Consider the following 13,154-nt stretch of genomic DNA (forward strand, 5'->3'; position numbering starts at 1 on the left):
TGCCCACTGCACCAGTCGGCCGTCGCAAGGAGGCTCGATGAATGATGAACTGCAACACCTGAAGAATCTGGGCAAGACATCAGCCCAGTGGCTGCACGCTGTGGGCATCCACAGCGCATCCGATCTACGCCGGCTCGGCGCGGTGGACGCCTATCGCGCCGTACGCACGCGCGGCTTCCGGGCTTCCAAGGTGTTGCTGTACGCCATCGAGGGCGCGTTGATGGATGTGCATTGGAATGACATTCCCGCCGAGCGCAAAGAAGCCCTGAATAAACAGCTGGACGCCATTTCGACGCGCCACAAGGCCTGACGCCCTTTCGTTTCCTGCACGGACCCTGGCCGCGAGGTTATTTCGGCGAATCGCAAAACAATGTTTGACATGGTAATGAGAATCGCTATGATTACCACATCCGGTCGCGAGACTGGTCGATATTTGAACAGCCCTTGGTTCGGACTCTCAGATATCTCCTCATCAGGCTAATCACGGTTATTTGACCCGGCTGTTGCCGGGTCTTTTTTTGCCTGTAGAAAATCACTTTCCGACGTGTTCACGCATCTGCGCACAGTAATCCTGTGGCGGCATGGCCGGCGTGTACCACACGTAATCCGCCATGGCCGACGTCACCTCACTGCCCTCCTCGGCCAGCATCAGGACGATCGGTGCCTCGCTGGCGCCAAGATCCAGCGCATGCAGCGGCACACCAACATCCTTTCGCGCATGCCAGGCACCGGCGAACAACAATGCCGGTGTCGGCGCTTGCAGCAGGCGTTCGGCCATGCGTCGGTCACGCTGTTGCTGCACGGCCAGCATCGCCGGCATTTGCGACTCGGGCAGCAAACCGCAGTGGGATTCACGGATTTGCCCCAACAACTCGTCCTTCACAGTGGCTGCATTGGAGCGAGTGCCCATCAAGCCCGGTGCTTGTCGATAGAAACGCTGGATTTCGGCGGCGTCCAGATTGGCGGCCAGCAACGGATAGCGTTGCGCCAGGGCAAACTCGACGACGGGGCCATACAGGCGCCAATCCCAGCCGGGCGACCAGTCCAGTGCGCCGGGCAGGTCCTTCGGCAAGGCGGGTAACTGGCGGACCGAATCAACGCGTGGCTGCTGGGCGGGGGTGAGCATTTCCAGCAACAGACTGCCCTGGGCACGCTGCCCGGCCAGGGCCTGGAGCAGCCAGACCTGCAGCGCGTGGTGATCGCGATTGTCGTGCCGCTCCCCCACCACCACCCGAGGCGCCTTGGCCAAGCGTTCAACCAATGCCTGGGGCGTCACGGCCTGGCCATTGTGCAAATCGCGGATTCGTCCGCCGAGTGGGGGCGGTGCGATGCTCTGACACGCCGTCAGTACACTCAATGCCAGAATCAGAAGCAGGCGCACGTCCATATCCTCCAGGGTGCCCTCAGCGGGCAATGATCAATGGATGCCCGCGCTCCGGATGGTCTTGCACCAGCACGTCCAGGCCAAACACCGCCTTGAGCGGTTCCGGGCGCAGCACATGCCGGGGCGTGTCCAGGGCCACCGGCCGACCGGACGCGAGCAGCAACAGGCGATCACAGTAACGCGCCGCCAGGTTCAGGTCATGCAGGATCACCAGCACGGCAGCGCCGCGACTGGCGAATTCACGCACCGCCAGGAGGATGGTGTGCTGGTGCAGCGGATCGAGCATCGAGGTCGGCTCGTCCAGCAACAGGGTTTGCCCCGCTTCACCTGGCCACAACTGCGCCAACACCCGCGCCAAGTGCACCCGCTGACGTTCACCGCCGGACAACGCCAGATAACTGCGACCGTGCAGATGCGCGGCGTCTGCCGCTTGCAGCGCCGCGGCGACGACTTGCTCATCGCGCACTCGACCACTCTGGTGCGGCAGGCGCCCCATGCCCACGACCTCCTCGACACGAAAGGCGAAATCCAGGGTCGAGGACTGCGGCAAGACCGCCAGGCACCGGGCGCGCTCGGCACCCTGCCACTGGGCCAATGGCCGGTCATCGAGCCAGACCTGCCCCTGGGCCGGGCGCAATTCGCCGCACAGGCCCGCCAACAAAGTACTTTTACCTGCGCCGTTGGGCCCAAGCACTCCGAGTACTTCGCCAGGGTTGAGTTCGAGATCGACGTCCGCCAGCACCGTCTTGCGGCCACGTTGAATGTGCAGGTTCTGCGCTCGCAGCATCAGGCGCGCCCTCGCACCAATAGATAAAGGAAGAACGGCGCGCCGATGAAGGCCGTGACAATGCCGATCGGCAATTCCGCAGGAGCCAGGGCCAGGCGCGCCACCAGATCGGCGAACAACAGCAGGCTGGCACCCGCCAACACCGAAGCGGGCAGCAACACACGGTGGTCGGGGCCTGCCACCAGGCGCACCAGATGCGGCACTACCAGCCCGACAAAGCCGATCATGCCCGCAGCCGCCACCGCCGCGCCAACCCCCATGGCCGTACAAAACACCAGTTCACGCTTGAGGCTTTCGACGTTAACGCCCAGGTGGGCAGCCTCGGACTCCCCTAGCAACAGTGCATTAAGCGCCCGGGCCCGCCGTGGTAGCCAGAGCGCCACGCCGACGCTGACCAGCAACAGCGGCCACAACCGCGCATAGCTGGCGCCGTTGAGACTGCCCAGGTTCCAGAACGTCAGGGTGCGCAGGGTCGCGTCGTCCGCCAGGTAGGTGAACAGGCCGACGGCCGAACCGGACAGCGCGGTCAGGGCAATACCGGCCAGGAGCATGGTCGCGACATGGGTCTGGCCGTTGCGTCGCCCGAGACGATAGACCAGTGCCGTAACGCCGAGCCCGCCAAGAAATGCACACAACGAAAGCACGTAGGGGCCAAAGGCTTCGGGCAACCCACCCAGCGCCGAGCCACCGACAATGGCGAACGCGGCGCCCAGTGCCGCACCGCTGGACACACCCACCAGCCCCGGGTCCGCCAGTGGGTTGCGAAACAACCCCTGCATCGCCACACCGGACAACGCCAACACCCCGCCCACCGCCAACCCCAGCAAGGTACGCGGCAAGCGGATCTGGCCAAGGATCAGTTCGGCCTGCTCCAGGCCATCGGCGGCCACCGGCAAGCCCAACAGACGCAAGGCAGCGCGCAAGGTGTCGAGCAACGGCAAACTTACCGGCCCCAGGGCCAGGGACAGCCAGGTTGCCAGCAGACACAGCAGGCCCAGGCCAATGAACAAGGTACCTGGCTTGACCAACGAGGTCATGGCGCCGTGGCCGACGCAGCCGGATAAAAGCCTGCCGTCAGTGTCATCAGGCTTTGTGGCAACCGCGGGCCCAAGCCGCCTACCAGCAGCGTCGGATCAAGCTCCATGACGCGCCCGTCCCTGGCGGCCCGGATCGAAGAAAGAATCGGGTTTTCCCTGAACAACGCCGCACGCGCTTCTTCACCGCTCAAGGCACGGTCAGCAAAGACCAGAACTTGCGGATTCAGGCTGGCCAGGGTTTCCACAGAAAAAGACTTGTAGCCGCTGTGGGTCGCCAGGTTGTGACCGCCGGCCTGCTGTAACAACCAATCAGCGGAAGTGCCCTTGCCCGCAACCAGTGGTTTGCCGCCGGAACTGCCCACCAACAGCAATACGCCGGGAGCCTTTTGCTTGCGCTGGGCTTCGGTCACCCGGGCCTGTTGCTGGGTGAGTTGTTTTTGATAAAGGTCGAACAACCGCGCCGCCTCGGCCTCGGCCCCCAGCAGTTTTCCCAGGTGCCGCAAATTGCCCTGCAGGGCCGGCAGGTCTGGTGTGGCCGAGAACAGTTCGACCTGCACACCGGCGCTGCGAATTTGCGCCAGCACGGGCGGTGGCCCCATTTCCTCAGTGCCCACCAGGATCTGCGGACGCAGGCTCAGCACGCCCTCCGCCGACAGCTGTCGCTGATAGCCAACACTGGGCAAGGCCTGCAAGGATTCAGGATGCTGGCTGGTGGAGTCCACGCCCACCAGCTTCGATTCGCCCCCCAGTGCACTGACCCACTCCGACACGGCGCCGCCGGCACTGACCCAGCGTTGCGGCAATTGGGCCGCGCTGGCCCCCTGGTTGACCAACAGTGCGACACAGAGCGCAACAACGCGGATATTCAGGCGCATCGGGCAGCTTCCTCAAAGAAGTTTTTCACAGGACCGGGCATGGCCAAGTATCCTCAGCCTCCTGCGAAGAAGACGCCATTTGATAATTGTTTTCATTTGACCGTCAAGCGTGGATCTTTTGCCACACGAAACCTTGTGGGAGCGAGCTTGCTCGCGATAGCGGCGAGTCAGTCACCGAGATGTTGAATGTGCCGCCGTCATCGCGAGCAAGCTCGCTCCCACAGTGGATTCACTCCGACAAATATTGAGACACACATGAAGTTTCTTTGTACCGCCGCCCAATTGCCCGACAACGGCAGTCGCGGTTTCGACCTCGATGGGCGCAAGGTGCTGGCCGTGCGGCGCGCCGGCCAGGTCTATGCCTATCTCAACCGCTGCCCGCACCGGGGCGTACCGCTGGAATGGCAACCCGACCAGTTCCTCGACCCCAGCGCCAGTCTGATCCAGTGCGCCACTCACGGCGCACTGTTTCTGATCGAAAGCGGCGAATGCGTAGCCGGCCCCTGCGCCGGTCAGTTCCTCGCTGCGCTAGACAGCCGGGAGGACGAGCAAGGCATCTGGGTCGAGCTCTAGCAATACCGGCAACGCACGGTCCACCCACATCTGCTCGGACGTCAGCGTGACCCCATAGGCCAGCACCTCCACACCCGCCGCCACCGCATCACGCAAGGCCGCGGCGTACACCGGGTCGATTTCCTGTGCCGGGCGCACCGCTTCGATGCCGCTCAGGTTCACACAATACAGCTGCACCGCCCGCACACCTTCCCGGGCCAGGCAGGCGAGCTCCCTCAGGTGCTTGGCCCCGCGCAGGGTCACCGCATCGGGAAACGCCGCCACATTCGTGCCATCGAAACCCAGCGTGACACTTTTGACTTCGACCCAGGCCGAGCCTTGATCGTAGTCCAGGCGAAAATCGATGCGGCTGTTTTCCACCCCATAAGCCACTTCACGCTTGAGCCCGGTAAACCCTTTCAGTTCGCTGATGACCCCGGCGCGCAAGGCTTCTTCGACCAAGGCGTTGGCCCGCGCGGTATTGATGCAGGCGAGCCGCCCTTGAGGGGTTTCGCCGATTTCCCAGGTGCCGGGCAACTTGCGCTTGGGGTCGCTGGAGCGACTGAACCAGACACGCGCACCTTCAGCCATGCAATTGAGCATCGAGCCGGTGTTGGGGCAATGAATAGTGAGCAGTTCGCCATGAACGGTCTCGATATCGGCGAGAAAACGCTTGTAACGTCGAATCAAGCGACCTTCTTCCAACGCAGGAAAAAAATGCATCAGCCTTGCCAGCTCCGTAGTCCGCGTTCGATTCGTGCCACCGCTTCCTGTAGCCGCGGCAGGCTCTGGGTGTAGGCGAAGCGCACGTGGTGGCCGGCCTGATGACGGCCGAAATCCAGGCCCGGTGTAAAGGCCACGTGTTCGGTCTCCAGGAAGTGCTGGCAGAACGCAAAGGCATCGCCGCCGAACGCACTGATGTCGGCATAGAGGTAAAACGCCCCTTCCGGCTCCACCGCAATACCGAAGCCCAATTCACGCAAGGCCGGCAGTAGAAAGTCACGGCGCCGCGCAAACTCGGCCCGTCGCTGCTCGAAGATCTCGATGGTCGCCGGCTCGAAACAGGCCAGGGCGGCGTACTGGGCCATGCTCGGCGCACTGATGTAGAGGTTCTGCGCGAGCTTTTCCAGCTCGCCGACAGCCGCCGAAGGGGCCACCAGCCAGCCAAGTCGCCAGCCGGTCATGCCGAAATACTTGGAGAAACTGTTAAGGACAAAGGCATCGTCATCGACTTCCAGCACGCTGGCGGCGTCGGTGCCGTAGGTCAGGCCGTGATAGATCTCGTCCACCACCAGATGGCCGTTGTGGCCCTTGATGGCCTTGGACAGCCCCGCCAGCTCGTCCCGGGTGAGAATCGTCCCGGTCGGGTTGGCCGGTGAGGCCACCAACGCACCGACGCTGTCCTGATCCCAATAGCGGTTCACCAGGTCTGGCGTCAATTGGTAACGCACATCCGACCCCACCGGCACCAATTGCGCCGCCCCTTCGACCAGGCGCAGGAAATGACGGTTGCACGGATAACCGGGGTCGGCCAGCAGCCAATGCTTGCCTGGGTCCACCAGCAAGGCGCTGGCCAGCAGCAACGCGCCGGACCCGCCCGGAGTCACGAGGATGCGCCTGGGGTCAATCTCCACCCCGTAGCGCTGGCCGTAGAAACCGGCGATGGCCTCGCGCAGCTCGGGGATGCCACGGGCCGCGGTGTAACGGGTCTTGCCCGCCGCCAGCGCGGCCTGGCCGGCCTGGATGATTGGCTCGGCGGTGGTGAAGTCCGGTTCGCCGATCTCCAGGTGGATGACGTCATGCCCGGCGGCCTGCAGTTCGTTGGCACGGGCCAGCAACGCCATCACATGGAAAGGTTCGATGGCGCGGCTGCGCGCACTGTAGGGCTGAGCCATTGGCCTTCCTTCAGGGGGAAAAAGAACCGATTCTACCCAACTCTCCAGCCAAGTCAGAAACAACTGCGGGAACGCGCGCGAACCGCAAGTGGTCTGAGCCCGTGAATTGCAGGAAATGACTCCCGCGATTGGCCCAGGCTTGACTAGAATCAAGCATTGAGCAGGTTTAAATCCCCACCGAAGCGAACCCCGCCACGTTTTACAGGCCTCGGTCGCCGCAGGCTCGACAACCGGGAGTAGCGCGGCCCGATTTGATCTGGTAAGTTCGCCCGCTTGCAGCCGCAGGGCCGGCAGGTGTCGGTGATGGAGCAATCCTGCGTAGTGGATTACAAGAGTAGAGGCGGTCCATTCATGCCCACCCAAGCAAAGCAAAATCAAAATCAGTCGCTCAGCGGGTTTGAGCCTTACGTCCCGCAAGCTGGCGAAGAGTACATGGGCGCCCCCATGCGCGCGCACTTCACCAAGATCCTGAACAAGTGGAAACAGGACTTGATGCAGGAAGTCGACCGCACCGTGGATCACATGAAAGACGAAGCGGCCAACTTCCCCGACCCGGCCGACCGTGCCAGTCAGGAAGAAGAGTTCAGCCTCGAACTGCGCGCCCGTGATCGCGAGCGCAAGCTCATCAAGAAAATCGACAAGACCCTGCAGTTGATCGAAGACGAAGAATACGGTTGGTGCGAGTCCTGCGGCATCGAGATCGGCATTCGCCGCCTGGAAGCCCGCCCGACAGCCGATCTGTGCATCGACTGCAAGACCCTGGCGGAAATCAAGGAAAAACAGGTCGGCAAGTAACTGCCGGGGCTGTCACCGAAACGGAGCGTTCATACGCTCCGTTTTTTGTTTCCGATACCGTCTCCAAGTCTGGCGCCTCCTTGTGGGAGCGAGCCTGCTCGCGAAAGCGGTGGGTCAGCCAGCCTTGATGTGACAGATACACCGCTATCGCGAGCAGGCTCGCTCCCACAGGGGATACGCTTCATTGTCGAAATTGTATGCCTACCGCTCAGACTCAGTAACATTCGCCCTATGACTGCCACCGCCCCCTACATCGGCCGCTTCGCCCCCACCCCCAGCGGCCACTTGCACTTCGGTTCACTGGTCGCCGCACTGGCGTCGTACCTGGATGCCCGCGCCGTGGGCGGGCGTTGGTTGCTGCGCATGGAGGACCTCGACCCGCCCCGGGAAGAACCGGGCGCGCAAGCGGCGATTCTCAAGGCACTGGAAAGCTACGGGTTCGAATGGGACGGCGAGATGGTTCGCCAGAGCGAGCGCCATGACGCCTACGATCAGGTCATCAACCGGCTGTTCAGCCAGGGCCTGGCCTACGCCTGCACCTGTTCGCGCAAGCAACTGGAGGCGTACCAGGGCATTTATCCGGGGCTGTGCCGCAACGCCGGGCACAGCACCGAGGACGCCGCCATCCGCCTGCGCGTCCCCGAGCTTGAGTACCACTTCACCGACCGGGTCCAGGGCGAGTTCCGCCAGCACCTGGGCCGTGAGGTCGGTGACTTCGTGATCCGCCGCCGTGACGGGCTCTACGCCTATCAATTGGCCGTGGTCCTGGACGACGCCTGGCAAGGGGTGACCGATATCGTGCGCGGCGCCGACCTGCTGGACTCCACGCCGCGCCAGCTCTACCTGCAAGAACTGCTCGGGTTGCCGCAACCGCGTTACCTGCACGTGCCGCTGATCACCCAGCCTGATGGGCACAAGCTCGGCAAATCCTACCGCTCACCGCCCCTGGCTGCCGATCAGGCCACGCCACTGCTGTTACGGGCGTTGCGCGCGCTGGGCCAGCAACCGGGCCTCGAACTGGTCGATGCCAGCCCACGGGAACTGCTGGCTTGGGGCATTCGCCACTGGGATGCAGGCAAGATCCCGCGCACACTGAGCCTGCCCGAAGCGCAAATACGTTGACGGCCCTTGCAGCTTGGCGCCCATCCGTTACCATCGCCGCACGTTTTTTGGGCACGCGCATAAATTAGAGAGGCCGGGATGTATATCTATCGCTTGGTCCTGCTCCTGGTAGTGGGGATTTATCTGTTCTCCCCGGCCATCATGGATTGGTGGATCGATGCCACGGGTGCCTGGTATCGGCCGTATCTGCTCTGGCTGATCCTGATTGTCGTGACCTTCATCCTGCAGAGCCAAAAAGATGCCGATGAGCTTTAGCCTGACCCAGATGGTCCTGATCAGCGCCGCCTACCTGGCAGTGCTGTTCGGCGTAGCCTGGATCAGCGAACGAGGCATGATCCCCCGGGCGATCATCCGCCACCCGCTGACCTACACCCTGTCGCTGGGTGTCTATGCCAGCGCATGGGCGTTCTATGGCACGGTCGGGCTGGCCTATCAGTACGGCTATGGTTTCCTCTCCAGTTACCTCGGCGTATCGGGCGCGTTCCTGCTGGCGCCGGTGTTGCTCTATCCGATCCTGAAAATCACCCGCACCTACCAACTGTCGTCGCTGGCCGACCTGTTCGCCTTTCGCTTTCGCAGCACCTGGGCCGGCGCGCTGACCACGATCTTCATGCTGGTCGGGGTACTGCCGCTGCTGGCCCTGCAGATCCAGGCCGTGGCCGACTCCATCAGCATCCTGACCCGCGAGCCGGTGCAGCACCGGGTGGCGCTGAGCTTCTGCGTACTGATCATCCTGTTCACGATTTTCTTTGGTTCCCGACACATCGCCACACGGGAAAAACACGAAGGCCTGGTGTTCGCCATCGCTTTCGAATCGGTGATCAAGCTGATTGCCATCGGTGGTGTCGGTCTCTATGCCCTGTACGGCGTGTTCGACGGCCCACAACAGCTGGAAGTGTGGCTGCTGCAGAACCAGACAGCCCTCGCCGCCCTGCATACGCCCTTGCAGGAAGGCCCATGGCGCACGCTGTTGCTGGTGTTCTTCGCATCGGCCATCGTGATGCCGCACATGTACCACATGACCTTTACCGAAAACCTCAACCCGCGCTCGCTGGTAAGCGCCAGTTGGGGCCTGCCGCTGTTCCTGCTGCTGATGAGCCTGGCGGTACCGCTGATCCTCTGGGCCGGCTTGAAGCTGGGCGCCAGTACCAATCCGGAATACTTCACCCTGGGTATCGGCATCGCCGCCAACAGCAAGGCCCTGGCGTTGCTGGCCTATGTCGGCGGCCTGTCGGCGGCCAGCGGCTTGATCATCGTCACCACGCTGGCATTGTCGGGCATGGCCCTCAACCACCTGGTGCTGCCGCTCTACCAACCACCGGCCGAAGGCAATATCTACCGCTGGCTGAAATGGACACGGCGGGCGCTGATCGTCGCGATCATCATGGCCGGCTACGGTTTTTACCTGATGCTGGGTGAGGGACAGGACCTGGCCAACCTGGGCATCGTCGCCTTCGTTGCCACCTTGCAGTTCCTGCCCGGCGTGCTGTCGGTGCTGTATTGGCCGACCGCCAACCGCCGTGGCTTCATCGCCGGCCTGTTGGCAGGGATCCTGGTGTGGCTGGTCGCGATGCTGTTGCCGCTGATGGGCAACCTGCAGGGCTTCTATATTCCGCTGCTGAACATGATCTACGTGCTCGACGACACCAGTTGGCATATGGCGGCCATCGCCTCTTTGGCGGCGAACGTGCTGATGTTCACCCTGATCTCGCTGTTCACCAACGCCAGCAGCGAAGAGGCCAGCGCCGCCGAAGCCTGCGCGGTGGACAACGTCCGCCGCCCGCAGCGCCGCGAGCTGCACGCCGCCTCGCCCCAGGAATTCGCCACGCAACTGGCCAAGCCCTTGGGCGCCAAGGCCGCGCAAAAGGAAGTCGAACAGGCCCTGCGCGACCTCTACCTGCCCTTCGATGAACGTCGCCCGTATGCTCTGCGTCGCCTGCGGGACCGGATCGAGGCCAACCTGTCCGGCCTGATGGGCCCCAGCGTGGCCCAGGACATGGTCGAGACATTCCTGCCCTACAAGGCCGGCGGCGAGAACTACGTCACCGAAGACATCCACTTCATCGAAAGCCGCCTCGAGGATTACCATTCGCGCCTCACCGGCCTTGCCGCCGAATTGGACGCCTTGCGCCGTTACCATCGCCAGACCCTGCAGGAACTGCCGATGGGCGTGTGCTCCCTGGCCAAGGACCAGGAAATCCTGATGTGGAACAAGGCCATGGAAGAACTGACCGGGATCGCGGCCCAGCGCGTGGTCGGTTCACGCCTGAGCACCCTGGGCGAGCCGTGGAAAGGCTTGCTGCAAGGCTTCATCAACCTGCCGGACGAGCACCTGCACAAACAGCACCTGGCCCTCGACGGCCAGACCCGTTGGCTGAACCTGCACAAGGCGGCGATCGACGAGCCGTTGGCGCCGGGTAACAGCGGCCTGGTGCTGCTGGTCGAAGACCTGACCGATACCCAGATGCTCGAAGACAAGCTGGTCCACTCCGAACGACTGGCAAGCATCGGCCGGCTGGCCGCCGGGGTGGCCCACGAAATCGGCAACCCGATCACCGGCATCGCCTGCCTGGCGCAGAACCTGCGCGAAGAGCGCGAGGACGACGGCGAGCTGACGGAAATCAGCGGCCAGATCCTCGAACAGACCAAGCGCGTGTCGCGCATCGTCCAATCGCTGATGAGCTTCGCCCATGCCGGCGGTCACCAGCACAATGACGAGCCCGTCTGTCTGGCCGAAGTGGCCCAGGATGCCATTGGTCTGCTGGCGCTCAACCGGCGCAATTTCGAGGTGCAATTCTTCAACCTGTGCGATCCGGACCATTGGGTCGATGGCGACCCCCAGCGGCTCGCCCAGGTGTTGATCAACCTGCTATCCAACGCGCGGGACGCCTCACCGGCCGGCAGCGCGGTGCGGGTCAAGAGTGAAGCCTTCGAACACACGGTCGACCTGATCGTCGAAGACGAAGGCAGCGGTATCCCACAGAACATCATGGACCGATTGTTCGAACCTTTCTTCACCACCAAGGATCCTGGCGAAGGCACCGGTCTGGGCCTCGCACTGGTCTATTCCATCGTTGAAGAGCATTATGGACAAATCACCATCGACAGCCCGGCCGATGTACAAAGCCAACGCGGCACCCGTATCCGGGTGACCTTGCCGCGTCATGTCGAAGCGACGTCCGCTGTGAACTGAGACCGTCGAGAGAATCGAATCAATGCCGCACATTTTGATCGTCGAAGACGAAACAATTATCCGCTCCGCCTTGCGCCGCCTGCTGGAACGCAACCAGTACCAGGTCAGCGAAGCCGGTTCAGTGCAGGAAGCACAAGAACGTTTCAGCATTCCCACGTTTGACCTGATCGTCAGCGACCTGCGCCTGCCTGGCGCCCCGGGTACCGAGCTGATCAAGCTCGGCCAGGGCACACCCGTGCTGATCATGACCAGTTACGCCAGCCTGCGCTCGGCGGTCGACTCCATGAAAATGGGTGCGGTGGACTACATCGCCAAACCGTTCGACCACGATGAGATGCTCCAGGCCGTGGCCCGCATCCTGCGTGACCGACAGGCGGCGACCAGTAACCCGGCGGAACCCGCCGGCAAGGCCAGTGCCTCGGCGAAAGCCGGCGCCAGCAACAATAATGGCGAAATTGGCATCATCGGTTCCTGCCCGCCCATGCAGGACCTGTACAGCAAGATCCGCAAGGTGGCACCGACCGACTCCAATGTCCTGGTCCAGGGCGAGTCCGGTACCGGCAAGGAGCTGGTAGCCCGTGCCCTGCACAATCTGTCACGCCGGGCCAAGGCGCCGATGATCTCGGTGAACTGCGCGGCGATCCCGGAAAGCCTGATCGAGTCCGAACTGTTCGGTCATGAGAAAGGTGCGTTCACCGGCGCCAGCGCCGGGCGCGCAGGCTTGGTGGAAGCGGCGGACGGCGGCACGCTGTTCCTCGATGAAATCGGCGAGTTGCCGCTGGAAGCCCAGGCGCGGTTGCTGCGGGTGCTTCAGGAAGGCGAAATCCGCCGGGTCGGCTCGGTGCAGTCGCAAAAAGTCGACGTCCGCCTGATCGCGGCTACCCACCGTGACCTCAAGAGCCTGGCGAAGATCGGCCAGTTCCGCGAAGACTTGTATTACCGCTTGCACGTGATCGCCTTGAAGCTGCCCGCCCTGCGCGAGCGTGGCGCGGACGTCAATGAAATCGCCCAGGCATTCCTGGCTCGCCAGAGCGCGCGGGTCAACCGCACCGACCTCAAGTTCGCCCCGGACGCCGAGCAGGCCATTCGTCATTACGCCTGGCCGGGTAACGTTCGCGAGCTGGAAAACGCGGTCGAGCGGGCGGTGATCCTGTGCGAGAGCCCGGAAATCTCGGCCGACCTGCTGGGCATCGACATCGAACTGAGTGACCTGGACGACGAAGAGTTCATCGGCCTGGCCCCGCAACAGGGCGGCGCTGCCAACAACAGCCACGAACCCACCGAAGACCTGTCCCTGGAGGATTACTTCCAGCATTTCGTCCTGGAACACCAGGACCACATGACCGAGACCGAACTGGCACGCAAGCTGGGCGTAAGCCGCAAGTGCCTGTGGGAACGTCGCCAGCGCCTGGGAATTCCACGGCGCAAGACCGGAGCGACCAGCGAAAGCTGAGGTGTGGGGGTAACACCGCTGAATGTGAAAAAACTGTTACCTCAGCTTTTTCACGTAACAG

At 63.0% G+C, this 13,154-nt stretch carries 13 protein-coding genes; 7 read left to right on the forward strand and 6 right to left on the reverse strand.

Going from position 1 to position 13,154, the window contains the following annotated elements:
- The first annotated feature begins 37 nt into the window (after positions 1-37).
- Positions 38-310: a TfoX/Sxy family protein gene (locus F7R20_RS28895; RefSeq protein WP_003205623.1), complete on the forward strand. Its 273-nt coding sequence runs from the start codon at positions 38-40 to the stop codon at positions 308-310.
- A gap of 222 nt (positions 311-532) precedes the next feature.
- Here the strand turns inward: F7R20_RS28895 and F7R20_RS28900 are convergent, their stop codons facing one another.
- From F7R20_RS28900 to F7R20_RS28915, 4 genes are read right to left on the reverse strand one after another with little or no spacing between them, the layout of a single operon-like run.
- A complete protein-coding gene (locus F7R20_RS28900; RefSeq protein ID WP_013694221.1) occupies positions 533-1,387 on the reverse strand; it encodes a ChaN family lipoprotein in 855 nt (284 codons plus the stop codon).
- Positions 1,388-1,403: 16 nt separating this feature from the next.
- A complete protein-coding gene (locus F7R20_RS28905; RefSeq protein WP_003205626.1) occupies positions 1,404-2,171 on the reverse strand; it encodes a heme ABC transporter ATP-binding protein in 768 nt (255 codons plus the stop codon).
- Positions 2,171-3,154 carry a FecCD family ABC transporter permease gene (locus F7R20_RS28910; protein ID WP_167331299.1) on the reverse strand — a complete coding sequence of 328 codons (984 nt, stop codon included), beginning with the start codon at positions 3,152-3,154 and terminating at the stop codon, positions 2,171-2,173. Before F7R20_RS28910 ends, F7R20_RS28905 begins: the two co-directional genes overlap by 1 nt.
- A 50-nt stretch (positions 3,155-3,204) precedes the next feature.
- Positions 3,205-4,083 (reverse strand): heme/hemin ABC transporter substrate-binding protein, encoded by an 879-nt coding sequence (locus tag F7R20_RS28915; RefSeq protein ID WP_003205630.1) that lies wholly within the window; start codon positions 4,081-4,083, stop codon positions 3,205-3,207.
- Positions 4,084-4,338: 255 nt separating this feature from the next.
- Between F7R20_RS28915 and F7R20_RS28920 the strand changes: the two genes are divergently transcribed.
- Positions 4,339-4,656 (forward strand): Rieske (2Fe-2S) protein, encoded by a 318-nt coding sequence (locus F7R20_RS28920; RefSeq protein WP_003205632.1) that lies wholly within the window; start codon positions 4,339-4,341, stop codon positions 4,654-4,656.
- Here F7R20_RS28920 and sfsA read toward each other — a convergent pair.
- Together sfsA and F7R20_RS28930 are read right to left on the reverse strand one after the other, a co-directional pair.
- Positions 4,612-5,358 (reverse strand): DNA/RNA nuclease SfsA, encoded by a 747-nt coding sequence (gene sfsA, locus F7R20_RS28925; protein ID WP_003205634.1) that lies wholly within the window; start codon positions 5,356-5,358, stop codon positions 4,612-4,614. The two genes, F7R20_RS28920 and sfsA, sit on opposite strands and share 45 nt — an antisense overlap.
- The gene (locus tag F7R20_RS28930) at positions 5,358-6,530 is read right to left on the reverse strand and encodes a pyridoxal phosphate-dependent aminotransferase (RefSeq protein ID WP_003205637.1); all 1,173 of its coding nucleotides are present in this window, start codon (positions 6,528-6,530) and stop codon (positions 5,358-5,360) included. Before F7R20_RS28930 ends, sfsA begins: the two co-directional genes overlap by 1 nt.
- 351 nt (positions 6,531-6,881) lie before the next feature.
- On the opposite strand from F7R20_RS28930, the gene dksA reads away from it, so the two are divergent.
- The 5 genes from dksA to F7R20_RS28955 all read left to right on the forward strand — a co-directional run bounded on the left by dksA (position 6,882) and on the right by F7R20_RS28955 (position 13,093).
- A complete protein-coding gene (gene dksA / locus F7R20_RS28935; RefSeq protein WP_003205639.1) occupies positions 6,882-7,325 on the forward strand; it encodes an RNA polymerase-binding protein DksA in 444 nt (147 codons plus the stop codon).
- Positions 7,326-7,556: 231 nt separating this feature from the next.
- Complete coding sequence (gene gluQRS / locus F7R20_RS28940) at positions 7,557-8,447, forward strand: tRNA glutamyl-Q(34) synthetase GluQRS (RefSeq protein WP_003205641.1); 891 nt, start codon at positions 7,557-7,559, stop codon at positions 8,445-8,447.
- Positions 8,448-8,525: 78 nt separating this feature from the next.
- Positions 8,526-8,702 (forward strand): hypothetical protein, encoded by a 177-nt coding sequence (locus tag F7R20_RS28945; protein WP_003176118.1) that lies wholly within the window; start codon positions 8,526-8,528, stop codon positions 8,700-8,702.
- Positions 8,686-11,640: a sensor histidine kinase gene (locus F7R20_RS28950; protein WP_003205642.1), complete on the forward strand. Its 2,955-nt coding sequence runs from the start codon at positions 8,686-8,688 to the stop codon at positions 11,638-11,640. The genes F7R20_RS28945 and F7R20_RS28950 overlap by 17 nt, the downstream gene beginning before the upstream one ends.
- Positions 11,641-11,662: 22 nt before the next feature.
- Positions 11,663-13,093: a sigma-54-dependent transcriptional regulator gene (locus F7R20_RS28955; protein ID WP_003205644.1), complete on the forward strand. Its 1,431-nt coding sequence runs from the start codon at positions 11,663-11,665 to the stop codon at positions 13,091-13,093.
- The last annotated feature ends 61 nt before the right edge of the window (positions 13,094-13,154 follow it).

Origin of the sequence: Pseudomonas brassicacearum subsp. brassicacearum (assembly GCF_008801605.1) — a bacterium.
GTDB classification, from domain to species: domain Bacteria; phylum Pseudomonadota; class Gammaproteobacteria; order Pseudomonadales; family Pseudomonadaceae; genus Aquipseudomonas; species Aquipseudomonas brassicacearum.

What these genes read in the sequence shown, in the direction of transcription:
- F7R20_RS28905 (WP_003205626.1), bottom strand. Translation starts at nt 2,171, where the DNA reads ATGCTGCGAGCGCAGAACCTGCACATTCAACGTGGCCGCAAGACGGTG.
- F7R20_RS28900 (WP_013694221.1), bottom strand. Translation starts at nt 1,387, where the DNA reads ATGGACGTGCGCCTGCTTCTGATTCTGGCATTGAGTGTACTGACGGCG.
- sfsA (WP_003205634.1), bottom strand. Translation starts at nt 5,358, where the DNA reads ATGCATTTTTTTCCTGCGTTGGAAGAAGGTCGCTTGATTCGACGTTAC.
- F7R20_RS28945 (WP_003176118.1), top strand. Translation starts at nt 8,526, where the DNA reads ATGTATATCTATCGCTTGGTCCTGCTCCTGGTAGTGGGGATTTATCTG.
- F7R20_RS28950 (WP_003205642.1), top strand. Translation starts at nt 8,686, where the DNA reads ATGCCGATGAGCTTTAGCCTGACCCAGATGGTCCTGATCAGCGCCGCC.
- gluQRS (WP_003205641.1), top strand. Translation starts at nt 7,557, where the DNA reads ATGACTGCCACCGCCCCCTACATCGGCCGCTTCGCCCCCACCCCCAGC.
- F7R20_RS28930 (WP_003205637.1), bottom strand. Translation starts at nt 6,530, where the DNA reads ATGGCTCAGCCCTACAGTGCGCGCAGCCGCGCCATCGAACCTTTCCAT.
- F7R20_RS28895 (WP_003205623.1), top strand. Translation starts at nt 38, where the DNA reads ATGAATGATGAACTGCAACACCTGAAGAATCTGGGCAAGACATCAGCC.
- dksA (WP_003205639.1), top strand. Translation starts at nt 6,882, where the DNA reads ATGCCCACCCAAGCAAAGCAAAATCAAAATCAGTCGCTCAGCGGGTTT.
- F7R20_RS28955 (WP_003205644.1), top strand. Translation starts at nt 11,663, where the DNA reads ATGCCGCACATTTTGATCGTCGAAGACGAAACAATTATCCGCTCCGCC.
- F7R20_RS28920 (WP_003205632.1), top strand. Translation starts at nt 4,339, where the DNA reads ATGAAGTTTCTTTGTACCGCCGCCCAATTGCCCGACAACGGCAGTCGC.
- F7R20_RS28915 (WP_003205630.1), bottom strand. Translation starts at nt 4,083, where the DNA reads ATGCGCCTGAATATCCGCGTTGTTGCGCTCTGTGTCGCACTGTTGGTC.